Origin of the sequence: Rhodococcus sp. P-2, assembly GCF_016598535.1 — a bacterium.
GTDB lineage: Bacteria > Actinomycetota > Actinomycetes > Mycobacteriales > Mycobacteriaceae > Rhodococcus_F > Rhodococcus_F baikonurensis.
On record NZ_CP066779.1, the window covers coordinates 1,758,024 to 1,779,336 of the forward strand.

Genomic DNA, 21,313 nt, shown 5'->3' on the forward strand with positions numbered 1-21,313 from the left:
GCAACAATAGTTGCTGAGCTGTCTCGTCCGCGGGCAACCTGTGCTCATGCGAACACACACTGAAACACAGGTCCTCGACACCGTGATCGTCGGTGGTGGAGCCGCCGGACTCAGCGCAGCCCTGGTGTTGGGGCGCGCTCGGCGCAGCGTCGCCGTCATCGATTCCGGCACTCCCCGCAACGCACCCGCGGCACACATGCACGGCTTCCTCTCGCGCGACGGCATGGCGCCGGGCGAGTTACTCACCGTCGGACGCAGCGAATTACAGACGTACGGAGTGGAATTCACACAGGATGACGTTGTCGACATCTCGTGGCGCGGTATCGAACCCGGCTTTGTCGTCGAGCTTTCAGGCGGCACGACGCTCACCGCTCGCACCGTGCTGGTTGCCACCGGCCTACGGGATTCACTTCCGGAAATACCAGGCATCCAAGAACTTTGGGGACAGAGCGTGCTCCATTGCCCCTACTGCCATGCGTACGAGATCAGCGACCAACCGATCGGCGTTCTCGGCGGCGACGTTCGCGAAATGTCACTTCACCAGGCGCTCCTACTCCGGCAGTGGTCGTCGGATGTGACGTTCTTCCCTCATCACATCTCGCTCACACCGGAAGAACGCAGGCGACTTGCGGCGCGCGGTGTCGAGGTAGTCGACGGGCAGGTCACCGGAGTGACCTCCGAGCACGGCGAACTGAAGGCAATCGAGTTGGACAACGGTCAATTGGTTCCTCGTTCAGCGCTGTTCGTCGCACCTCGCCTCGTCCCGAACGACGGGGCCTTGTCACAACTCGGTTGCCACGTGGGCACAAACGGATTCGTGACTGTCGATCCTTCCGGCGCCACCAGCGTTCCTGGCATCTGGGGCGCCGGCAATGTCGTCGACCCTCGCGCTCAGGTGATAGGCGCTGCCGCTGCCGGTTCGACAGCGGCAATCGCGATCAACGGATACCTGGTCGAGCAAGACGTCGAATCGGCCCTGCTTACGACCGCGCCAGAGGATGATTTCTCGGCCACCGTGGAGCAACGCGTCTGCGAGATGAACGGCGGCAGCGCCCTCCACGGCTTCTGAGAGAAGGGTCTACGTCGCGGGGCCGCCATGCAACTTCTCGTAGGCGGCCTTCTCGGCGTCGTGGCGCGAGATCTTCTTCGGGTTCTCGAGGTCGGAAGGCAAACCGTGACGCTCGAGGCGACGCGACCTGTTCTGAGCCATGTAGGAAACCGAATAGAACAGTGCCAGGAGCACTCCGAGCAGCACCATCGATGCCCGCAGAGCCCACGGCCCCGGAAAGAGCATGAAGGCAGCGAAGACTGGAATGAACGGCACCATGCTTCGGATCAGGTGACGCGGCACAGCCCAATCACCGATCAGGTCGTTTCGCACCCAGTCCTGCATGGAGTCGGGCAGCTTACGGCCCACTGAATAGCCCAACCACTGAAGGGGATTCGGGCTCGTACGTTGCTTTTTGGAAGTCACGGAAGTCACCTGTTCGGTACGCATCGACGGTACTGACGCAGTCATCACGTTTCTTTCGGATGCAGTCATCACATTTCTCTCATTGGTCCAAGGCTCCGGCGCGGAGCGCGGCCTCGTTGACCCGCGTCAGAACGTTGTGGAGTTCTTCGAGTTCGGCGAGGCTCACGCCCAACTTCGCGACAACCGCCGGCGGGATCTTCTCCGCCTCGTCGCGCAGCGCCACACCCGCTTCGGTGAGGTCGACGTCGAGTTGACGCTCGTCGGCGCGGCTACGGGTTCGCGTGATCAACCCGGACGCCTCGAGCCGTTTGAGGAGCGGCGACAGTGTCGGCGAATCGAGCTGAAGCGCCTGCCCGATTTCCTTGACCGCCATCGGCGACTTTCCCCACAGTGCCAGCATCACCAGATACTGGGGATGCGTGAGGCCCATCGGCTCGAGCAGGGGCCGGTAGACGGAGAGCACTGCCCGGTTCGCGACCGCAAGTGCAAAACACACCTGCCGGTCGAGAGCCAGCGGATCGTCCATCTGCGTCTGCGGAGCCTTCGTCGTCATGAATCCGATGTTATCAGATTAATTAGTGCAGTAACTATTATTGCACTAATCAATCTGGCGATGATCGTCACTCTTCTCCAACGTCGACGTGGGTTGCCCGGTCAGACCCACGTGCGCTTCCGCCCTCATTCGCTCGACCATGTGCGGGTAGTGCAGCTCGAACGCCGGACGCTCGCTACGGATGCGCGGCAACTCGGTGAAGTTGTGACGCGGCGGCGGGCATGTGGTCGCCCACTCGAGCGAGTTTCCGTAGCCCCACGGATCGTCGACGGTGACCACTTCGCCGTAGCGGTAACTCTTGAAGACGTTCCACAGGAAGGGCAGCGTCGAGGCACCGAGCACGAAGGCGAAAATGGTCGAGACCGAGTTGAGCACGGTGAATCCGTCCGAGGGCAGGTAGTCGGCGTACCGACGCGGCATGCCCTCACCGCCGAGCCAGTGCTGAACGAGGAACGTGCCGTGGAAACCGACGAACGTGGTCCAGAAGTGCCACTTGCCCAACCGTTCGTCGAGCAGACGTCCCGTCATCTTCGGGAACCAGAAGTAGATACCGGCATACGTGGCGAACACGACCGTACCGAAGACCACGTAGTGGAAGTGGGCCACGACAAAATACGTGTCGGTGACGTGGAAGTCGAGCGGCGGGCTCGCGAGGATGACACCCGACAGACCACCGAAGAGGAAGGTGATCAAAAAGCCCACCGAGAACAGCATCGGCGACTCGAAAGTCAACTGCCCCTTCCACATCGTTCCGATCCAGTTGAAGATCTTCACGCCTGTCGGCACGGCGATCAGGAACGTCATGAACGAGAAATACGGCAGGAGAACAGCACCCGTCGCATACATGTGGTGAGCCCACACAGCGATCGAGAGAGCGGCAATCGCGAGTGTCGCATAGACCAATCCCGTGTAACCGAAGATCGGCTTACGGCTGAAGACCGGGAAGATCTCCGAGACGATGCCGAAGAACGGCAGCGCGATGATGTACACCTCGGGATGACCGAAGAACCAGAACAGGTGCTGCCACAACAGAACTCCGCCCGACGCCGGATCGAAGATGTGACCACCGAGGTGACGGTCGACGAACAGCCCCATGAACGCGGCGGTCAGGAGCGGGAACGCCATCAAGATCAAGATGCTGGTGATGAAGATGTTCCAGGTGAAGATCGACATGCGGAACATGGTCATGCCGGGTGCGCGCAGGCAGATCACGGTGGTGATCATGTTGACCGCACCGAGAATCGTGCCGAGCCCACCGACCGTCAGACCGAAGACCCACAGGTCGGCCCCGACGCCGGGGCTGTGAACCGCGCCGGAGAGCGGGGTGTACGCCGTCCAACCGAAGTCGGCAGCGCCGCCCGGCGTGAGGAAGCCGCCGAGAACGATGAGGCCACCAAAAGTGAAGAGCCAGAACCCGAATGAGTTCAGCCGAGGAAAGGCGACGTCGGGTGCTCCGATCTGCAACGGAAGCATGTAGTTCGCGAAGCCGAAGACGACGGGGGTCGCGTACAGCAGCAGCATGATCGTGCCGTGCATGGTGAAAAGCTGGTTGAACTGCTCATTGGAGAGGAACTGCATTCCGGGGACGGCCAGTTCGGCGCGCATGAACAGCGCCATCAGGCCGCCGATCAGGAAGAACGCGAACGCAGTGATCAGGTACATGATCCCGATCTTCTTGTGATCGGTGGTCTTGATCATCTCGAGCATCCACGACCCCTTGGGATCACGACGCTTCGGGTACGGCCGCTCCGGAATCGGCTCCAAGTCTCCGGTCCGCTCGTCCGGCACCGTTGTTGTCATGCTCGCGCGTCCTCTTTCGTGCTCGATACCGCCCTCAAGAACTTTCCGCACGACCATATCGCATGTTAATAGTTAATGCACAAACTAAGTTTCGACGACCGATGCACCGATGAAAACCGAACGTACGCAACCTTTTGCAGATTTTCGGCGAGATGAACTCATGCAGCGGAATAGGTCGAGAGCCGGCCGCGTTGAACAAACCCGTGACTCTTCCCGACACATCGACAGCACCCGAGGCCTCCGCGTTGCGCGGCCTCTTCGAGCCTTTCGAGGTCAAATCACTCTCGTTGCGTAACCGTTTCGCCATGGCCCCGATGACGCGCGCCTTCTCGCCGGACGGAATCCCCGGCGCCGACGTGGCCGAGTACTACCGTCGTCGCGCAGCAGGTGGTGTCGGCTTGATCATCACCGAAGGCACGTACATCCCGGACCCGGCGGCCGGCCCGCACACCCGCGTACCGCGCATCTACGGCGATTCGAGCCTGGGCGGCTGGAAGTCGGTAGTCGACGCCGTCCACGCCGAGGGCGGATCGATCATTCCCCAGCTGTGGCACCTCGGAGTCGAGCGCGGCGAGAATTCGCGCCTGAACCCAGAGGTCGAAACCGTCAGCCCTTCCGGCCTGGCGCTGGACGGCACCCGTCTGGGTCGAGAATTCACCACCGCGGATCTCGATAACTTGAAGCAGTCGTGGGTCGACGCGGCACTCAACGCGAAGAACACCGGTTTCGACGGTCTCGAGTTGCATGGGGCGCATGGCTACCTGCTCGACGAGTTCCTCTGGGCAGGAACAAATGTCCGCACCGATGGATACGGCGGATCACTCGAAGCCCGCACCCGTTTCCCGGCCGAGGTCGTCGCCGCGATCCGGGAGGCAGTCGGAAACGAGTTCGCGATCGTCTACCGCTTCTCGCAGTGGAAGTCCGGCCACTACGACGCTCGTATCGCCCAGAGCCCGGCAGAACTCGGCCGCATCCTCACTCCCCTGGTCGACGCCGGTGTCGACGTTCTGCATCCGTCGACGAGGCGTCATTGGGAACCGGCGTTCGCTGAACTCGACGGTGAAGACGGCAAGCTCGGCCTCGCTGGCTGGACGAAGAAGCTGACCGGGTTGCCGACCATCACCGTCGGCTCGGTCGGACTCGACTCCGTGTTCACGACGGCATTCACCGGCGACGCTGCATCGGCTGTCACGGGACTGGAGCGTCTCGAAGCTCAGTACGAGAACGGTGAATTCGACATGGTTGCCATCGGGCGCGCGCTGCTCGCCGATCCCGAGTGGGTCGAGAAGCTCCGCACCGGACGCGCGGACGAGCACATCGCATTCACTGCAGAACATCGCACGCACCTGAACTGACCTCGCACGACAAAACGGCACTCCCGCGATCGCGGGAGTGCCGTTCGTGGGTCTACCGGAAGTTCTAGCTGCCGAGCGTGACCGGATCGGGGCCGATGCGGCCGGCCGGGTCGTCGAGAGCACCGATCGCGTTGATCTGTTCCGGCGTCAGTTCGAAGCCGAAGACATCGAAGTTGGCGGCGATACGTTCGGGGGTCACCGACTTCGGGATCACCACGTTGCCGATCTGCAGGTGCCAGCGAATGATCACCTGAGCCGCGGTGACGCCATGAGCGTCGGCGACAGCGGTGATGACGGGGTCACCGAGAACGGTTCCCTGGCCGAGCGGGCTCCATGCTTCCGTCGCGATTCCCTTGCCGGTGTGGAAGGCGCGCAATTCGGCCTGGTTGAACTTGGGGTGAAGCTCGATCTGGTTGAGGACCGGTACCTCACCGGTTTCACCGATGACACGCTCGAGGTTCTCGATGGTGAAGTTGGAGACGCCGATGGATCGAACCCGTCCGTCGGCCTTGAGCTTCTGGAATGCCTTGAAGGTCTCGACGTACAGGTCCTTGGACGGTACCGGCCAGTGGATCAGGTACAGATCGAGGTAGTCGAGACCCAACTTGTCGAGGCTGGCGTCGAATGCGGCAAGCGTCGAGTCGTAGCCCTGATCGTCGTTCCACAACTTCGTCGTGATGTAGAGGTCTTCGCGGGCGATGCCGGATTCGGCGATCGCGCGGCCGACGCCCACCTCGTTGCCGTAGATCTTGGCGGTGTCGATACTGCGGTAGCCGGTCTTCAGGGCGGTGGAGACAGCTTCCTGCGTCTCGTCGTCCGGAACCTGGAACACACCGAATCCGAGTGCGGGGATCGTCTTACCGTCGTTCAGAACAATTGTCGGTACATCGGTCACATCATTGGTCTCGGTCATAAGTGAATCCAACGCCCGAGGGCAGGGAGGCATTCCCCGCCGAACCTCCGCGCGGTGCCCTTGTACCGCCCGAAATGCCGGTCTACCTTGGAAGACAAGTATTGGAATCGCCTCGAGAAAAGAGAGAGCGATGAATCTCGGATATCGTCTCGCCTACAAGGTCGGCGTCACTCCGTGGGAGCACACCGGCCACGGCTTCGACGCTCAACTGTCCGGCCTTCTGGATGCGATCCCCGTCCCGGAAGGTGGCCGTGCACTCGACATCGGCTGCGGCACCGGACGCCATTCCATCGAGCTGGCGCAACGCGGTTGGCACGTCACCGGCGTCGACGCCGAGCAGGAACCCCTGGACAAAGCGCGCATACATGCACGCGAAGCACACGTCGACGTCCGGTTCCTCCACGAGGACGCGGCAGACCTGCACATAGCCGTCGACGGTGGGCACATGCTGGTACTCGACATCGGCTGCTTTCACGGGCTCACCGATCACCAACGACGGGACTACGGGAGGTCGGTCAACGCGATCACCGCACCGGGAGCGTCCCTGGTGATGTTCGCGTTCGGGCCAGGTCACCGCTGGCCGATGCCACATGGTGTCTCCGAGGAGGACGTCACGCGAGCATTCGACGGTTGGTCGATGGCCTCGAGTACGGCCGCCGATGTGAGTGAATCGCCACTTCCGGTCCGTGCGGCACATCCGTGCTGGTATCACCTGGTCCGCGGCTGACTGCTGTGCGCCTTTATTAACCGCCCGCGGTTAATAAAGGCGCACAGCACCGATTAACACTGGCGCACAGCGCCGGGGATACTTCTCAGGTGACTGCAACACTGCGCATCAGCGGCCTCTCTGCCTCCCGGGGAGAACGCACCCTGTTCTCCGACCTCGATCTCACCGTCGCGCCTGGCGACGTCATCGGCCTCGTCGGCGCGAACGGCGCCGGCAAGTCGACGCTTCTCACCGCACTGGCCGGAATCGGCACTGCTGATGTCGAGGGTTCGATCATTCTCAGTCCGCCGGATGCTGCGGTCGGTTACCTCGCGCAGGAACCCGACCGCATCGAGGGTGAGACCGTCCTCGAGTTCCTCGGCCGCCGCACCGGCGTCGCGCACGCCGAGGAAGTCATGAACGCGGCGGCCGAAACCCTGGCCGAAGCGGAAGAGGATCTGTACTCCCCGGCACTGGAACGCTGGCTCGCTCTCGGCGGCGCCGATCTGTTCGAGCGCGCTGAGAAGGTGGTCGAAGAACTCGGGCTCGGAGTTCCGCTCGATGCGCACATGACGGCGTTGTCCGGCGGTCAGGCCGCGCGCGCCGGCCTCGCGTCACTGTTGCTCTCGCGCTACGACATTCTCCTGTTGGACGAGCCCACCAACGATCTCGACCTGCGCGGTCTCGAGCAGTTGGAGCGATTTGTCGCCGAGACCCGAGCGGCGCTGGTTGTCGTGAGCCATGATCGCGAATTCCTCTCGCGCACCGTCACCGGAATCGTGGAACTCGACCTGGCACAGCAGGACATCGCAGTTTACGACGGCGGCTACGAGTCGTACCTCGCCGAACGCGAGATCGCCCGCCAGCACGCACGCGAGGCCTTCGAGGAATACGCAGGCACCCGCTCCGATCTCGAAGATCGCGCGCAGATGCAGCGCAACTGGATGGAACACGGCGTCCGCAACGCGCGTCGTAAGGCCAAGGACAACGACAAGATCGGACGCGGATTGCGGACCGAGTCGACGGAGAAGCAAGCCGCGAAAGCCCGCCAGACTCAACGCCGAATCGAGCGCCTCGAAGTCGTCGAGGAACCGCGCAAGGAGTGGGAACTTCGCATGGAGATCGCGGCGGCGCCGCGATCCGGATCCGTTGTCGCGACCACGAACGGCGCCAAGGTAACTCGCGGCCAGTTCACGTTCGGTCCGGTCACGACGCAGATCGACTGGGGTGATCGAATCCTCGTCACGGGCGCGAACGGAGCAGGCAAGACCACCCTCCTGAACGTCCTACTCGGCAAACTCGTCCCCGACGAAGGCATCGCGTCGCTGGGTTCCGGTATCGCGATCGGTGAGATCGACCAGGCGCGCGGATTGTTCGAAGGCGATCAGCCAGTCGTCGAGGCCTTCGGTGCACAGGTTCCGGATTGGCCCGATGCCGATGTCCGCACTCTGCTAGCCAAGTTCGGCCTGCGCGGACACCACGTACTCAGATCTGCCGCTTCCCTGTCCCCCGGCGAAAGAACAAGGGCTGCACTTGCTTTACTGCAAGCTCGCGGCGTGAACCTATTGGTACTGGACGAGCCGACGAACCATCTCGATCTTCCGGCGATCGAACAACTCGAGCAGGCGATGGAATCCTTCGAGGGAACCCTCCTCCTGGTCACTCACGATCGACGCATGCTGCAGTCCACCAGAAGCACGCGCCGGTGGCGAATGGAGAACGGACAGCTCTTCGAGGAGTAGCCAATCGACTGCGCTTGCGCAGACAACCCGCGTGTGCAACTATTTATCAGGCGGACGCAATAGTTGCATGCGCGGCATAGGTGGACCACGGGCGACACGATCGCCCCTCGAACCGCCACACCCAGTCCTGAAAGGCACTCTTCAATGTTGTCGATCCCCGACCGCGCACTGACTCACGGAACCACCGGCGAGCCGATCACCATCCCGCAACTCGGGTACGGCGTTTTCCAGGTACCGGACGCACAGACCGAAGAGGTCACTTCCACCGCTCTCGAGATCGGCTACCGCCACATCGACACGGCCGCAATCTACGGAAACGAAGCCGGTGTCGGCCGCGCCATCGCAAGTTCGGGAGTTCCGAGGTCAGAGCTTTTTGTCACCACCAAGTTGTGGAATGACGATCAGGGCCACGACCGAGCACTCGCCGCGTTCGACACGAGCCTCGACAAGCTCGGCCTCGACTTCGTCGACCTCTATCTGATCCACTGGCCGGCACCGGCAAAGGGCCTGTTCGTGGAGACGTGGGCAGCTTTCGAGGAGATCCTCGCCTCCGGCCGCACCCGTGCGATCGGTGTGTCGAACTTCCTCCCCGAGCACCTCGAACTGCTGGCCGAGCACAGCTCGATCATCCCGGCCGTCAACCAGATCGAATTGCACCCCCGCCTGCAACAGCACGCATCACGGGAGTACGCACAGAGCCGCGGCATCGAAATCGAGGCATGGAGCCCATTAGGACAGGGAACGATCCTCGACGACCCGACCATCGGGAAAATCGCTGCAGCACACGGCAAGAGCCCAGCGCAGATCATTCTGCACTGGCACCTCGAACTGGGACACACCGTTCTGTCGAAGTCGGTCACCCCTGCCCGCATGCGCGAGAACGCCGCGATCTTCGACTTCACACTCGATGCTGACGAGTCAGCTGCCATCGCAGCCTTGAACACCGACAGCCGAGTCGGACCCGATCCGCTCGAATTGAACTGAATCGAAACGACTTCAGGGGTTCTCGTGCGCAGCCAACGTCAGCAGCACAGAATCAACAGTCTGCTCTGCCAGGAGCGCGTCCAGCGGTAGGTGACGAAACAACGCTCGGTAGTAGATCGGGGACGCCAGCGCGTCCAGGACGAAGTCCAGGTCGAAATCATCGCGAATGTCGCCGCGTAGCCGCGCCGATTCCAGCACTGCCGCAGTGGAATCGCGTCGGGGCTGAAAGAACGCCGACTGGAACTCCCGCGCCAACTCCGGGTCGGAGGCCAGGTCCGCGACCAACGCGGGCAGTATCCGACCAACCACCGTTTCGCTCAGTCCCACAACCAATGTCGTGATGCCGGCGACCAGGTCTGCCCTGAGATCGCCGGTGTCCGGCGTCGGATCGGTGCCGATATGCCCCACGACGACGTCTACCACCAAATGCCGTTTCGACGGCCATCTCCGGTAGATGGCGGGTCGATGTACGCCCGCTTTCGTCGCCACCGAACCGATCGAGAGCTCCGCATACCCGTTCTCCCCCAACAGTTCCAGGGTCGCGGACAGTACGGCGTCGTCGATCCGTTCGTCGCGGGCGCGCACCATCTACAGCACCGGCCGGGGCATGAGCACCAGACGCCAGCCGTCGGGATCTTCGAAAGTCATCCCCGCATTCTCCTCCCAATACGGATTCTCGGCGCCAACGGGTTCGTGCCCCGCCTCACCCAACCGCTGAACTACCTCGTACATCGCCGACTCGCCGGCGAAGTAGAGCACCAACAGGTTGTCCTGCGTCGGCGCCGGGCACGGGCTTCCGTCTTCGTGGGTCGTGAATTCGAGGTGGTAGTTCGAATCCGGCAGCCCTAGCATGATTCCGTCGTACCCGGCATGACCGGAGAACCGGTAGAGCTCCGGCAATCCCACGCAGTCGCGATAGAACGCAATCACGTCGTCAAGCCGGTCGGTGGGTCGCGCTACTCGCACTTGGACTACTTCGAGGTCGTTCGGCCACGTTGTCATATCCAAACAGTACAGTACGTACCGTAACAAATCGAGGACGAGTCGGACCGCCCTCCGCGGCCGACCTCGCCAGGACTACAAGCGATCGTTCTCCGGAAATGCGGCCTTGGGCATGAACTTCGGCCGGGCGAACAGCACCGACAGTTTGGTGGGCTGCGACTCCACCGGGCGATCGGACCGGTACAGCAACGCCTGCTGCGGGGTACTCACCCATTCGGCGGCGAAGATCTCACCGATACGGCCCACCTTCACGTGCGATCCATCCTCGAGCCGAACGGTGACGTCGGCCGTGGTGTCGGACTGGCCGTACACGACCCACCACGATTCTCCTTCCACATCCCCCGGAGTGTGCTGACCGATACCGATGACGGCACCCTTGTCCATCGGATCGCGCCAGATCGCTTCGAGCCCTTGTGATCCCACGCTGTAGTTGCCGTCCTCGCGCACCTGCACGACCAGGCGAGACTTCTCGAGCATCAACTGTTCGACCACCATGTCAAGCCCCTTCCGTTGCCCGAACCTTATCCGTCGGCACGTCCCAGCAGCAGAACAATCTCGGTTCCAATTGACAAACTGTTGGGTTTTTACAACACTTTGATGCATGAGCCCAGTCCGGCGGGGAGACGCGCTCCCCATCTTCAATCGCATCGGAGTGCTTCGCGCCGAGCGGAAGATGAGCCGGGCCCAGCTCGCGCAACTCGTCGACGTCAATCCGCAGACTGTGGGGGCACTCGAACGCGGTGACCACTACCCCAGCCTGGATCTTGCATTCCGAATCTGCTGGGTGTTCGACCTCCCGGTGGAGGCGGTGTTCTCTCGGACGGAGTTCGGGCCGCTGTCGACGGAGGTCTACCGGAATGCACAGTCGACGGAGATCAATCGGAGTCACCGCACTACCGAGGGGAGTGAAAAGCCCAGTGCCTGAATCGAATCTGATCGACCGCTACCAGGCCCACCGCACTCGGCGGTTCCTGCAGAACGAGGAGACGTTCCGACATTGGCTCCCGAATTGGCGAACCCGTCGACGTCGGCGGATGCTCGTCATCGCCCTCGGAGTCCTGTTCGCCACGATGGTTGCCATCGGCATAGCGTGCCTGTTCAACCCACTGTTCGCGGTGGCATGGCCGGTCCTCACCCTGTTGTTCCTACCGACGTGGTCTTCACTTCAAATCGTGTCGGGCAGGCAAGGGGATGCGCCGCGGCATGCTCTGGACGAATGGGAGATCCAGCAACGCAACGACGCCCGTTCCGTCGGGTTGAGCGTGACTCAATCGTTGGTCTTCATTGTCGCCATTTTCCTCATTTTCACCTCGTCGGTGCAGTGGAATGTAGAGAGACTGCCTTACTCGGGAGGTTTATTGGCACTGACTGCAATGCTGATCGGCGCGTGCACGCCCGCGATGATTCTCTCGTGGACCAATCCAGACCCGGATCCGATTGATTCCGAAGAGTTCGACCTCTGACCCGTATTACCGAAGCGCACCACTCGACCGATGGGAAGGACCCATGTCAGCCACCCTCACGATCGACGGCATCTCGAAACGCTACGGCGACGTCGTTGCACTCGACAACCTCAGTTTCGAAGTGCGACCAGGCGAGATCTTCGGATTCGTCGGCAGCAACGGCGCCGGCAAGACGACCACGATGCGCATTGCGCTGGGTGTGCTCGGAGCAGATTCGGGGGAAGTTCGCCTCGGCGGCAAACCCGTCGACCTCGACGTGCGTCGCACTATCGGATACATGCCGGAGGAACGCGGCCTCTACCCCAAGATGAAGGTGGGCGCGCAACTTTCCTATCTGGCCGAGCTACATGGACTCTCAAAAGCCGATGCGCATGCGGCGACAGAGCGCTGGACCGAACGTCTGGGTATCGCCGAACGCGTCAAGGACACCGTCGACTCCCTGTCCCTCGGTAATCAGCAACGTGTGCAGCTTGCGGCCGCGCTGGTTCACGATCCAGCGGTACTCGTTCTGGACGAACCGTTTTCGGGCTTGGACCCTGTAGCGGTCGACGTCATGAGTGACGTGTTGGTCGAGAAGGCTCGCACCGGCGTTCCGGTGATCTTCTCCAGCCATCAGCTGGATCTGGTGGAGCGCCTGTGTGATCGCGTCGGCATCATCAGTCGCGGCAGCATGCGAGAGATCGGAACTGTCGACGAACTACGAGGCAAGGGGGACGGCCGAATCGAGGTCTTCGCTCCTGACGCACCGGTCGGCTGGGCACACCATCTGATCGGTGTCACCACGCTGAGCCACCTCGACGGTCGAACGCTCCTGAGCGTCGACGGCACAGCCGACGATCAGCAGATCCTGCACGCCGCCTTGAAAACCGGACCGGTGCACGAGTTCACGCTTCGACGTCCGTCACTGACCGACCTGTTCCGAGAGGTAGTAGCCGCATGAGCAACCAGTTGAGCGGAGGTCGAGCCATCGGGTTGGTCGCCCGACGCGAATTCATGACGCAGATCTCGAAGAAGAGTTTTGTGATCAGCAACGTCATCATTCTGGTCGCGATCATCGGCGGCATCATCGCCTTCTCACTCTTCTCCGGCGGCGACGAGGACAAGTCGAAGATCGGCCTGGTCGGCAACCAGTCGCTCAGTGCCACGATGGTGTCCATCGGCGACACACTCGGAAATCCGGTGACGGTGACGGAGGTTTCCGACGACGGAACCGCGCGTGATCAGGTCAAGGACGGCGACCTCGACGTGGCCGTGATTGCCGGATCGGGCGGCGGCGTCACCGTCGTGACCAAAAAGGAAGTAGCCACGAATCTGCGGGCCGTCATCGAGAGTTCCGTTGCACAGCAGGCACAATCGAATGCGCTGGCCGCCGCGGGAATCGATCCGGCTCAGCTCGCCGAAGCCACGTCCACGGCAGTGGTCACCATCGATGCCATCGATCCGCCGGATCCCGAACAGGGCCAACGCATTGCGATGTCGATCGCGGCTGTGGTGCTCCTGTACATGCAGATCCTGCTGTTCGGAACGTACGTGGCGATGGGCGTCGTCGAGGAGAAGTCCAGCCGTGTCGTCGAGTTGCTGCTCTCCACGCTTCGTCCGCTGCAGTTGTTGTGGGGCAAGGTTCTCGGAATCGGTGCTGTCGGGCTGATGCAGATGGCCGCTTACGCTGTCGCGGGCGTCGCCACCGGATTGGCGACGGGCGTCCTGACCGTGACGGGCACGGCGATCGGCGTTCTGTTCGGCACTCTGGGGTGGTTCATTCTCGGCTTCCTCTTCTTCGCCGTGCTGTACGCCGCCGCCGGGTCCATGGTCTCGCGGCAGGAGGACGTCAATGCCACCGCGATGCCTCTCGCGCTGCTCGTCATGGCAATGGTCAGCGTGGCTTTCGTTTCGGTGAGCAATCCAGAAGGAACCCTGAGCAACGTGTTGAGTTGGATTCCGCCGTTCTCGGCAATCCTCATGCCCCTGCGCATCTCCGCCGGCGTTGCTTCTCCGTTCCAGATCGTGGGAACCATTCTGCTGATGCTGGTGGTGACTGCTGCGCTGTCGATGATCGCGGCAAAGATCTACCAGCGCTCCATCCTTCGTATCGGCAAGGTCGTTTCATGGAAAGAGGCGTTCGGACGCTGATTCTCCGGCGCACAACTGGCGCCACGCGTCCCCGGCGGCACCCCGTCCAGGTAGGTTCATCCTGGACGGGGTGCTGCTTACTTGGAGGACGTTGTGCGAATCTCGGCCGAAGAACTACTCACTGCGGTACTCGATCCCGAGAGCTTCGTCTCCTGGGACTCCCCGCCGGTCGACGTCGGGCCCGGCCCGAAATACGCGGAAGACCTGGCGAAGGCCCGCGAGAAGAGCGGAGTGGACGAGTCGGTCGTCACCGGTGTCGGTACCGTTCGGGGACGTCGGGTTGCGGTAATTGCCTGTGAATTCAGCTTTCTCGCCGGTTCCATCGGAGTCGCCGCGGCCGAGCGGATCGTGACCGCCGTCGAACGTGCTACGGCAGAACAACTCCCGCTGCTCGCCTCGCCCACCTCCGGCGGAACGCGGATGCAGGAGGGCACCGTCGCCTTCGTTCAGATGGTGAAGATCGCTGCGGCAGTGGCTGTTCACAAAGCGGCACACCTGCCCTACCTGGTTTACCTGCGCAATCCCACCACCGGAGGGGTCTTTGCCTCGTGGGGATCCCTCGGTCACATCACCGTCGCGGAACCCGGTGCTCTGGTGGGATTCCTCGGACCCCGTGTCTACGAATCGCTCTACGGGGAAAAGTTTCCCGACGGAATCCAGACATCCGAAAACTTGTATCGCAACGGCGTTATCGACGGCGTCGTACCCGTCGACCGCCTCCGTCTGCTGGTCAATCGAGCGTTGTGCGTGCTCACCGATCCCCCGGCTCCGGCGGCCGCGGACCCGATTCCCTCACCCGAGATTCCCGATGTTCCCGCCTGGCAGTCGGTGATGCTCTCGCGCCGGGCCGATCGACCAGGCATTCGGCAGTTGCTCCGCCATGCCGCGACCGAACAGGTACCGCTCAGCGGCACCGGGCAGGGTGAAACCGACAAGACGATCTTGCTCTCACTCGCCCGCTTCCGAGGCTTTCCGTGCATCCTGCTCGGCCAGGACCGCAGTGGCCAATCCGCGCTCACCACGATGGGACCGGCCGCGCTTCGTGAAGCCAGACGGGGCATGAAACTTGCCGAAGAACTACAACTCCCGCTTGTCCTCGTGATCGACACTTTGGGCGCGTCGCTGTCCAAGGAAGCCGAGGAACGTGGACTGGCCCCTGAGATCGCCCGCTGCATCGCCGACCTCGTGACGCTGAAGACCCCGACAGTGTCGGTGTTGCTCGGCCAGGGAACAGGCGGCGGGGCTCTCGCGCTGCTGCCCGCCGATCGGGTACTCGCGGCACAGAACGGGTGGCTCGCTCCCCTACCGCCGGAAGGCGCCAGCGCGATCGTCCATCGCGACATCAGTCACGCACCGGAGATGGCCGCCGCGCAGGGCATTCGTTCGCTGGATCTGCTTCGAGACGGCGTGATCGACGCGATCATTCCCGAAACGCCTGACGCGGCGGACGAACCCGTGGAATTCTCCAAGAGGGTAGGGGCTGCGATAGCGCACGAACTCTTCGTGCTCGCCGAAGAGTCGGAGACCGATCGCCAGTCCTCCCGTATCGCGCGCTATCGAAACCTGGGAGTTCCGCAATGACGACGAAGGACCGGAATGCGCTGACTCTGCCGCACAGTTACGACCGCGCGGCGCTGGCTCGTTTCGAATTGTTCCTGTTCGCCGGCGTCGCGACCGTGCTGATCACCCGCGCCTATCTGGCAGCAACGGGCTATCCCCAGATCGGGGGCGGCGCCCTCCACATCGCACACGTTTTGTGGGGCGGATTGCTGATGGCCGTCGCCATCGTCGCTACCGCCATCACCGAGGGCTCGCGCACGCGTGACCTGGCCACGCTGGTCGGCGGAATCGGGTTCGGTCTCTTCATCGACGAGGTCGGAAAATTCGTCACCGCCGACGTCGATTACTTCTACCAGCCTGCCATCGCGATCATGTACGTCGTCTTCGTTCTCTTCTATCTCGCCGCGCGCGAGGTGGTGATTCGGCGCGGAATGAATGATCGTCATCGGCTCGCCATCGGCGCGCGGGCGCTCTCCGACCTCGCTCTCGGTCAGCTCGACGAGATCCAGTACAACCACGCCCTCCGCGTACTCGACGGCGTCGAAGACCGCAGCCTCACCGACCTCGTCGATTCGATCAAGGCCGGCCTGCATTCACAGACTCCGCCGGTCGGCGGTATCGAATCCAAAATCACTCGTGGTCGCAATGCCTTCTTCCACCGCGCCGAGGAACTGCTCCGACACCGTGTCGTCCGCCGACTGGTACTCACCCTGTTCGTACTGCAGGCTGTTCTGGCGATAGTCCAGGTGATCTACGCGTTGGTTTCCGAGAACGTCGTCGAGGCCGACGACGTCTCCGACCTCGTAGTCCAGATCTCCACCGTCGCAACCGGAATTCTTGTGGTTCTGGGAGTGTGGTTCCTCTTCCGCGGTCCCTACCTGCGAGCTCTGAGACTCCTGCGCGCATCTCTCATCGTGAGCCTTCTGGTGACCCAGGTGTATCTGTTCACGCAGGACCAGTTCGGCGCGCTGTTCGGATTCGCAGTCTCACTGTTCATGCTCGCGACTCTTCGCATCGCGATTCGAAGCGAAGAGGCAGCAGCTCTACCGCAGTGACTTCTCTACCGCAGCGAGATCGCAGGCCGACTCGGTAGATCGCGGACGCCGCGGAGCGGGCTCAAGAGCAAGACCAATCCGCACGGCGCAATCAGTCCGGCCATGATCCACATTGTCCCGCGCAGCCCCACGAGGTCACCGAGGAAGCCCGCCAGCAGCGCACCCAGCGGAATAGTGCTGTGCAACAGGAACATACTCGTCGCCACTACTCGACCGAGACGGTCCGGCGGACAGTAACTCTGACGGAAGCTGCCGAGCACTACATTGCAGGACACGACGCCGGCAATCATCACCATTCCTCCGGCACAGAACCAGAGCAGGCCGGCGCCGTACGTCGTCAGGGGCGCCAACAGGACGAACGGTCCCGTGACCAACTGACAGATGAGAACACTTCGGGCAGTGCCGAATCGGCGCCCGAGCGGGCGCGCGATCATCGACCCGACAATTCCGCCCACCCCCGCAATCGCCAACAGAAGCCCTAGCCCGAACTCCCCCACACCAACCGTCTTCTCCAGGAACACGATCTGGATCGTGGTGTACCCGGCAAGACCGAAATTGAGAAGAGTCCCGTAGACGACGATGGGCCGCAGATACGGATCGACTGCGACGAATCGCAGTCCGAGCGCTATCTGGCGCCGCAACGGCTCTCGGGCGCCGAGTCCGCGATCAACCGTTTCCTGCGCACGAATCAGGCAGATGCACACGAAGCAGAAGACGAAGGTGAACGCATCGACCAGCAGACCGGCAGCGAGCCCGACCGTCGCTACCAACAGTCCGCCGAAACTGGGGCCGATCACCCGGGTTGCGGCCTCGGCGCCCTGAATCTTCGAGTTCCCTTCGACAAGATCCGTTTCGGCGAGCACCGTGGGGAGATACGCGTGGTAGGCCGCCTGGAAGAAAACGGTGGCGGTACCGGTGAGCAGCGCAACCAGAAGCAGGTGGCTATACGTCACCGCCCCCATGAGGCCCGCAATCGCGACGCTCGCGAAGAGCACCGCGCACGCAGCGTTCGCGATCATCATGATCGGACGGCGGCGCAGCCGGTCGATCCAGGCACCGGCAGGTAGTCCGACGATCAACCACGGCAACCAGACCGCCGAGGCCAGCACACCGATCTGGAAGTTACTCGCTTCCAACTCGCGAAGCGCGATCAACGGCAGCACGACGGTCGTCACACCGTTACCGATTCCGCTGACTGCGTCGCCGGTCCACAGAAGTCGGAAGTCACGCTGAGCGAGGACTCCCCAGAAGCCTGCGCGTTGCGCTGCACCTGTCACGTCGATCCCCCTTCCAATCCCTGGCCCATCCCACCCCACCCGCACACACCACTGACCGACGGGACAGGCCCGCCCGGCGCAAAGGGACGGTACCCGCACCGCCACTGAGGCGCACCACACTGACGGTGACCTAAGGTGTTTCAGGTCACCGGTAAGCGAAGTTCACGAGAGGACACACGTCGATGAGCTCTTCCGAGCAGGCGTCCCACACCACGTATGCCGACGCATACCGCGAGAGCATGGATCAGCCGGAGAAGTTCTGGCTCGACGCTGCGCGTGCCGTCGACTGGGATGTCGCCCCAACGAGGGCTCTCGACGATTCGGCCGCACCGATCTATCGCTGGTTCCCGGATGCTTCGCTGAACACCAGTTTCAATGCACTCGATCGGCATGTGCGCGACGGCCGCGGCGATCAGACCGCGCTGATCTTCGACTCCGCGATGGTCCCCACCAAGGCCACGTACACCTACGCCGAACTCCTCGAGCAGGTCTCGCTCTTCGCCGGTGTCCTGAAAGATCAGGGCGTCGTGACAGGTGACCGCGTCATCATCTACATGCCGATGATCCCCGAAGCCGCGATCGCGATGCTCGCGTGTGCGCGTATCGGCGCTGTGCATTCGGTGGTGTTCGGCGGCTTTGCGGCCAAGGAACTCGCAACCCGTATCGACGACGCCGGCCCGGTCGTGCTCGTGACGGCCTCCGGTGGCCTCGAGCCGGGACGAACCATCGAGTACCTGCCGATGGTCGAGAAGGCTCTGCAACTGTCGGCCACGCCCGCGCACACCGTGATCGTGAAGAATCGTGAGCAGATTCCCGGTGCCGCTGCCGACTACAAGTCAAGTGCCGCAGCCTGGTTCGACTGGGACGAGCTGATCGCCGACGCCACCGCGGCCGACCCGGTGTCGGTCGCCGCAACGGATCCGCTCTACATCCTCTACACCTCCGGAACGACCGGCAAGCCCAAGGGCGTCGTCCGGGACAACGGTGGCCATGCCGTCGCGCTGACGTGGACCATGAAGAATCTGTACGACATCAGCCCGGGACAGGTGTGGTGGACCGCCTCCGACGTCGGCTGGGTGGTCGGGCACTCCTACATCGTCTACGGACCTCTGCTCGCCGGAGCCACGACGGTCATGTACGAAGGCAAGCCCGTCGGGACCCCCGACGCCGGTGCCTTCTGGCGAATCATTTCCGAATACAACGTGTCGGCACTCTTCACCGCTCCGACAGCGATCCGCGCGGTCCGCAAGGCCGACCCGGATGCAAAAGAGCTTGCCAAGTACGACATCTCGTCGCTCGACACACTGTTCGCGGCCGGCGAGCGCTTGGATCCCGACACCTACGAGTGGGCTACTCGGATTCTCGATCGCCCGGTGGTCGATCACTGGTGGCAGACCGAAACCGGTTGGGCAATCTGCGCGAACCTGCGCGGCCTCGAACCGATGGAGATCAAAGCAGGCTCACCCACCGTCGCCTGCCCCGGATACCGCGTCGAAATCGTCGACGGCAAGGGCGAACTCGTGGGTCCGGGCACCGAGGGCAACATCGTGATCGGCCTGCCGCTTCCTCCCGGAACACTCGCCGGACTGTGGCGTGACGAGGACCGGTACGTGAAGTCCTACCTGTCGACTTTCGAAGGCTATTACCTCACCGGCGACTCCGGATACATCGACGAGGACAACTACGTCTTCGTGCTCGGACGAAGTGACGACGTGATCAACGTTGCCGGACATCGCCTTTCGACCGGAAGCATGGAGGCGGTCGTCGCCGGCCACCCGGCTGTCGCCGAATGCGCGGTCATCGGCATTCACGACGAACTCAAGGGGCAACGCCCCAGCGGCTACGTCGTGCTCAAGTCCGGAGTCGACATCGATCCCGAAACACTCCGACAGGAACTGGTCGCGCGGGTGCGAGACCAGATCGGTGCCGTCGCCACGTTCCGGGACGTCACCGTCGTCGCGGCCCTGCCGAAGACGCGCTCCGGCAAGATCCTCCGCAAGACCATGCGGCAGATCGCCGACAACGAGGAGTACACGGTCCCGTCGACCATCGAGGACGCGAGCGTGCTGGACGAGTTGTCCAAACTCCTTCGCGGATAAGGATTCAGCGGATTCCCCTGCCTGTCTGCCGCCGGACGTAGCAGTATGAACACGTTCCAGTTCTGGCGATTCACACGGGCAGGGGAAGTTCGATGGGCAATTTGGACGGTCAGGTCGCATTCATCACCGGAGCGGCGCGTGGGCAAGGTCGTGCGCACGCCGTCAAACTCGCATCCGAGGGTGCAGACATCATCGCGGTGGACCTGTGCGCGCCGGTCGCCACGGCGGGGTACGACATGGCCACCGAGGCCGACCTCGCCCAGACCGTCGCCCTGGTCGAAGCTCAGGGCCGGCGCATCGTCGCGTCCGTAGCGGACACTCGCGACCTCGATGCCCTGAAATCAGCTGTCGACGCCGGAGTCGAGGAGCTCGGCCGACTGGACATCGTGATCGCCAACGCAGGCATCGCGGCGTCGGCAAAGTTGTCCTGGGACCTGAGCGCCGAAGAGTTCCGCGAGCTGATGGACATCAACGTCACGGGCGTGTGGTTGACGACCAAGGTGTCGATTCCGCACATCATGAACGGCAATCGAGGTGGATCGATCGTGTTGATCAGCTCGATGGCCGGGCTTCGAGGTGTGCCGGGTATCGCACACTATTCCGCGTCGAAGCACGCCGTTCGAGGGTTGGCGAAGTCTCTGGCCAACGAGCTCGGCTGGGCGGACATTCGGGTCAACTCCGTACACCCGGGCAATGTGCGAACGACGATGATCGACAACGAACCGATGGTTCGTGCGTTCCGTCCGGACTTGGAGAATCCTGTCCTCGCCGATACCGCTCCGATCATGTCGAAGCTGAATCTGCTGCCCCATCCGTGGGTCGATCCCGAAGTGATTGCGGATGCGGCGTTCTATCTCGTAGGGCCGGCCGGGCGCGGGATCACCGGCATCGCGTTGCCGATCGATCTCGGCACCTCGGAAAAATTCGCAGGCGGCTGAGGGCATCGAACTGATGCAGAATTGCCTCTGCCGGATGGGTCTCGAGCACCATCCGGCAGAGGCAATTCCGGCTTGATCAAGCCTTCGTAGCAACAGAACAAGTAGTCGACAACCTCATAGGCGCTCCTCGTCTGGCGTGGGAAAAACCGTTGTGGGATGCGCAACAAACCCAAGACCCAGAGTAGAAGCATTTCGCCGCAAACGCGCGTCATTCCGCACTATTTTTTTGGATTCGGGCATACTGGACAACGCTCCCACCACG

The 21,313-nt window shown here is 62.6% G+C and carries 21 protein-coding genes; 13 read left to right on the forward strand and 8 right to left on the reverse strand.

The features are described from left to right. Nucleotides 1–40 precede the first annotated feature (40 nt). On the forward strand, nucleotides 41–1,069 hold the full coding sequence (locus tag I7X09_RS08290; RefSeq protein ID WP_200316361.1) for an NAD(P)/FAD-dependent oxidoreductase: 1,029 nt from the start codon (nucleotides 41–43) through the stop codon (nucleotides 1,067–1,069). A gap of 9 nt (nucleotides 1,070–1,078) precedes the next feature. Here the strand turns inward: I7X09_RS08290 and I7X09_RS08295 are convergent, their stop codons facing one another. From I7X09_RS08295 to ctaD, 3 genes are read right to left on the reverse strand one after another with little or no spacing between them, the layout of a single operon-like run. Then, the gene (locus tag I7X09_RS08295) at nucleotides 1,079–1,498 is read right to left on the reverse strand and encodes a DUF5313 family protein (protein ID WP_042451127.1); all 420 of its coding nucleotides are present in this window, start codon (nucleotides 1,496–1,498) and stop codon (nucleotides 1,079–1,081) included. Between the two features lie 55 nt (nucleotides 1,499–1,553). Next, on the reverse strand, nucleotides 1,554–2,027 hold the full coding sequence (locus I7X09_RS08300; RefSeq protein WP_019744857.1) for a MarR family winged helix-turn-helix transcriptional regulator: 474 nt from the start codon (nucleotides 2,025–2,027) through the stop codon (nucleotides 1,554–1,556). A gap of 45 nt (nucleotides 2,028–2,072) precedes the next feature. After that, nucleotides 2,073–3,827, reverse strand: coding sequence for an aa3-type cytochrome oxidase subunit I (ctaD, locus tag I7X09_RS08305; RefSeq protein WP_095971300.1), 1,755 nt, complete (start codon nucleotides 3,825–3,827; stop codon nucleotides 2,073–2,075). A gap of 203 nt (nucleotides 3,828–4,030) precedes the next feature. Here ctaD and I7X09_RS08310 point away from each other — a divergent pair, with 203 nt between their 5' ends. Further along, nucleotides 4,031–5,182, forward strand: coding sequence for an NADH:flavin oxidoreductase (locus tag I7X09_RS08310; RefSeq protein ID WP_200316362.1), 1,152 nt, complete (start codon nucleotides 4,031–4,033; stop codon nucleotides 5,180–5,182). 64 nt (nucleotides 5,183–5,246) lie between these two features. Here the strand turns inward: I7X09_RS08310 and I7X09_RS08315 are convergent, their stop codons facing one another. Further along, nucleotides 5,247–6,095: an aldo/keto reductase gene (locus tag I7X09_RS08315; protein WP_095971230.1), complete on the reverse strand. Its 849-nt coding sequence runs from the start codon at nucleotides 6,093–6,095 to the stop codon at nucleotides 5,247–5,249. A gap of 130 nt (nucleotides 6,096–6,225) precedes the next feature. On the opposite strand from I7X09_RS08315, the gene I7X09_RS08320 reads away from it, so the two are divergent. From I7X09_RS08320 to I7X09_RS08330, 3 genes are all read left to right on the forward strand, one after another. Continuing rightward, nucleotides 6,226–6,822: a class I SAM-dependent methyltransferase gene (locus I7X09_RS08320; RefSeq protein ID WP_200316363.1), complete on the forward strand. Its 597-nt coding sequence runs from the start codon at nucleotides 6,226–6,228 to the stop codon at nucleotides 6,820–6,822. A gap of 89 nt (nucleotides 6,823–6,911) precedes the next feature. Next, nucleotides 6,912–8,543 carry an ABC-F family ATP-binding cassette domain-containing protein gene (locus tag I7X09_RS08325; protein WP_200316364.1) on the forward strand — a complete coding sequence of 544 codons (1,632 nt, stop codon included), beginning with the start codon at nucleotides 6,912–6,914 and terminating at the stop codon, nucleotides 8,541–8,543. Nucleotides 8,544–8,687: 144 nt separating this feature from the next. Continuing rightward, nucleotides 8,688–9,527, forward strand: a complete 840-nt coding sequence (locus tag I7X09_RS08330; RefSeq protein ID WP_200316365.1) for an aldo/keto reductase — start codon at nucleotides 8,688–8,690, stop codon at nucleotides 9,525–9,527. A gap of 12 nt (nucleotides 9,528–9,539) precedes the next feature. Here the strand turns inward: I7X09_RS08330 and I7X09_RS08335 are convergent, their stop codons facing one another. The 3 genes from I7X09_RS08335 to I7X09_RS08345 form a co-directional block, all read right to left on the reverse strand. Beyond that, entirely contained in the window at nucleotides 9,540–10,115 is a 576-nt protein-coding gene (locus tag I7X09_RS08335) for a TetR/AcrR family transcriptional regulator (RefSeq protein WP_200316366.1), read from the reverse strand. Further along, nucleotides 10,116–10,529, reverse strand: a complete 414-nt coding sequence (locus I7X09_RS08340; protein ID WP_200316367.1) for a VOC family protein — start codon at nucleotides 10,527–10,529, stop codon at nucleotides 10,116–10,118. Between the two features lie 75 nt (nucleotides 10,530–10,604). Continuing rightward, nucleotides 10,605–11,024, reverse strand: coding sequence for a hypothetical protein (locus tag I7X09_RS08345; protein ID WP_124567535.1), 420 nt, complete (start codon nucleotides 11,022–11,024; stop codon nucleotides 10,605–10,607). Nucleotides 11,025–11,130: 106 nt separating this feature from the next. On the opposite strand from I7X09_RS08345, the gene I7X09_RS08350 reads away from it, so the two are divergent. The 6 genes from I7X09_RS08350 to I7X09_RS08375 all read left to right on the forward strand — a co-directional run bounded on the left by I7X09_RS08350 (nucleotide 11,131) and on the right by I7X09_RS08375 (nucleotide 16,737). Continuing rightward, the gene (locus I7X09_RS08350; RefSeq protein WP_124567536.1) at nucleotides 11,131–11,454 is read left to right on the forward strand and encodes a helix-turn-helix transcriptional regulator; all 324 of its coding nucleotides are present in this window, start codon (nucleotides 11,131–11,133) and stop codon (nucleotides 11,452–11,454) included. Continuing rightward, nucleotides 11,447–11,992 carry a hypothetical protein gene (locus tag I7X09_RS08355; RefSeq protein WP_020970450.1) on the forward strand — a complete coding sequence of 182 codons (546 nt, stop codon included), beginning with the start codon at nucleotides 11,447–11,449 and terminating at the stop codon, nucleotides 11,990–11,992. The genes I7X09_RS08350 and I7X09_RS08355 overlap by 8 nt, the downstream gene beginning before the upstream one ends. Before the next feature lie 43 nt (nucleotides 11,993–12,035). Further along, nucleotides 12,036–12,932 carry an ABC transporter ATP-binding protein gene (locus tag I7X09_RS08360; RefSeq protein ID WP_019744869.1) on the forward strand — a complete coding sequence of 299 codons (897 nt, stop codon included), beginning with the start codon at nucleotides 12,036–12,038 and terminating at the stop codon, nucleotides 12,930–12,932. Next, entirely contained in the window at nucleotides 12,929–14,122 is a 1,194-nt protein-coding gene (locus I7X09_RS08365) for an ABC transporter permease (protein ID WP_095971239.1), read from the forward strand. The genes I7X09_RS08360 and I7X09_RS08365 overlap by 4 nt, the downstream gene beginning before the upstream one ends. A 93-nt stretch (nucleotides 14,123–14,215) precedes the next feature. Beyond that, complete coding sequence (locus I7X09_RS08370; RefSeq protein WP_200316368.1) at nucleotides 14,216–15,703, forward strand: acetyl-coenzyme A carboxylase carboxyl transferase subunits beta/alpha; 1,488 nt, start codon at nucleotides 14,216–14,218, stop codon at nucleotides 15,701–15,703. Further along, entirely contained in the window at nucleotides 15,700–16,737 is a 1,038-nt protein-coding gene (locus I7X09_RS08375; protein ID WP_200316369.1) for a hypothetical protein, read from the forward strand. The genes I7X09_RS08370 and I7X09_RS08375 overlap by 4 nt, the downstream gene beginning before the upstream one ends. Nucleotides 16,738–16,742: 5 nt before the next feature. Here I7X09_RS08375 and I7X09_RS08380 read toward each other — a convergent pair whose 3' ends face one another. After that, nucleotides 16,743–18,014 (reverse strand): MFS transporter, encoded by a 1,272-nt coding sequence (locus I7X09_RS08380; RefSeq protein WP_200316370.1) that lies wholly within the window; start codon nucleotides 18,012–18,014, stop codon nucleotides 16,743–16,745. 182 nt (nucleotides 18,015–18,196) lie between these two features. Between I7X09_RS08380 and I7X09_RS08385 the strand changes: the two genes are divergently transcribed. After that, entirely contained in the window at nucleotides 18,197–20,113 is a 1,917-nt protein-coding gene (locus I7X09_RS08385) for a propionyl-CoA synthetase (protein WP_200316371.1), read from the forward strand. Between the two features lie 92 nt (nucleotides 20,114–20,205). Continuing rightward, nucleotides 20,206–21,051 (forward strand): mycofactocin-coupled SDR family oxidoreductase, encoded by an 846-nt coding sequence (locus I7X09_RS08390; protein ID WP_200316372.1) that lies wholly within the window; start codon nucleotides 20,206–20,208, stop codon nucleotides 21,049–21,051. Nucleotides 21,052–21,313: the final 262 nt, after the last annotated feature.

What these genes read in the sequence shown, in the direction of transcription:
- I7X09_RS08295 (WP_042451127.1), bottom strand. Translation starts at nt 1,498, where the DNA reads ATGCGTACCGAACAGGTGACTTCCGTGACTTCCAAAAAGCAACGTACG.
- I7X09_RS08300 (WP_019744857.1), bottom strand. Translation starts at nt 2,027, where the DNA reads ATGACGACGAAGGCTCCGCAGACGCAGATGGACGATCCGCTGGCTCTC.
- ctaD (WP_095971300.1), bottom strand. Translation starts at nt 3,827, where the DNA reads ATGACAACAACGGTGCCGGACGAGCGGACCGGAGACTTGGAGCCGATT.
- I7X09_RS08315 (WP_095971230.1), bottom strand. Translation starts at nt 6,095, where the DNA reads ATGACCGAGACCAATGATGTGACCGATGTACCGACAATTGTTCTGAAC.
- I7X09_RS08320 (WP_200316363.1), top strand. Translation starts at nt 6,226, where the DNA reads ATGAATCTCGGATATCGTCTCGCCTACAAGGTCGGCGTCACTCCGTGG.
- I7X09_RS08330 (WP_200316365.1), top strand. Translation starts at nt 8,688, where the DNA reads ATGTTGTCGATCCCCGACCGCGCACTGACTCACGGAACCACCGGCGAG.
- I7X09_RS08335 (WP_200316366.1), bottom strand. Translation starts at nt 10,115, where the DNA reads ATGGTGCGCGCCCGCGACGAACGGATCGACGACGCCGTACTGTCCGCG.
- I7X09_RS08340 (WP_200316367.1), bottom strand. Translation starts at nt 10,529, where the DNA reads ATGACAACGTGGCCGAACGACCTCGAAGTAGTCCAAGTGCGAGTAGCG.
- I7X09_RS08345 (WP_124567535.1), bottom strand. Translation starts at nt 11,024, where the DNA reads ATGGTGGTCGAACAGTTGATGCTCGAGAAGTCTCGCCTGGTCGTGCAG.
- I7X09_RS08350 (WP_124567536.1), top strand. Translation starts at nt 11,131, where the DNA reads ATGAGCCCAGTCCGGCGGGGAGACGCGCTCCCCATCTTCAATCGCATC.
- I7X09_RS08360 (WP_019744869.1), top strand. Translation starts at nt 12,036, where the DNA reads ATGTCAGCCACCCTCACGATCGACGGCATCTCGAAACGCTACGGCGAC.
- I7X09_RS08365 (WP_095971239.1), top strand. Translation starts at nt 12,929, where the DNA reads ATGAGCAACCAGTTGAGCGGAGGTCGAGCCATCGGGTTGGTCGCCCGA.
- I7X09_RS08375 (WP_200316369.1), top strand. Translation starts at nt 15,700, where the DNA reads ATGACGACGAAGGACCGGAATGCGCTGACTCTGCCGCACAGTTACGAC.
- I7X09_RS08385 (WP_200316371.1), top strand. Translation starts at nt 18,197, where the DNA reads ATGAGCTCTTCCGAGCAGGCGTCCCACACCACGTATGCCGACGCATAC.
- I7X09_RS08390 (WP_200316372.1), top strand. Translation starts at nt 20,206, where the DNA reads ATGGGCAATTTGGACGGTCAGGTCGCATTCATCACCGGAGCGGCGCGT.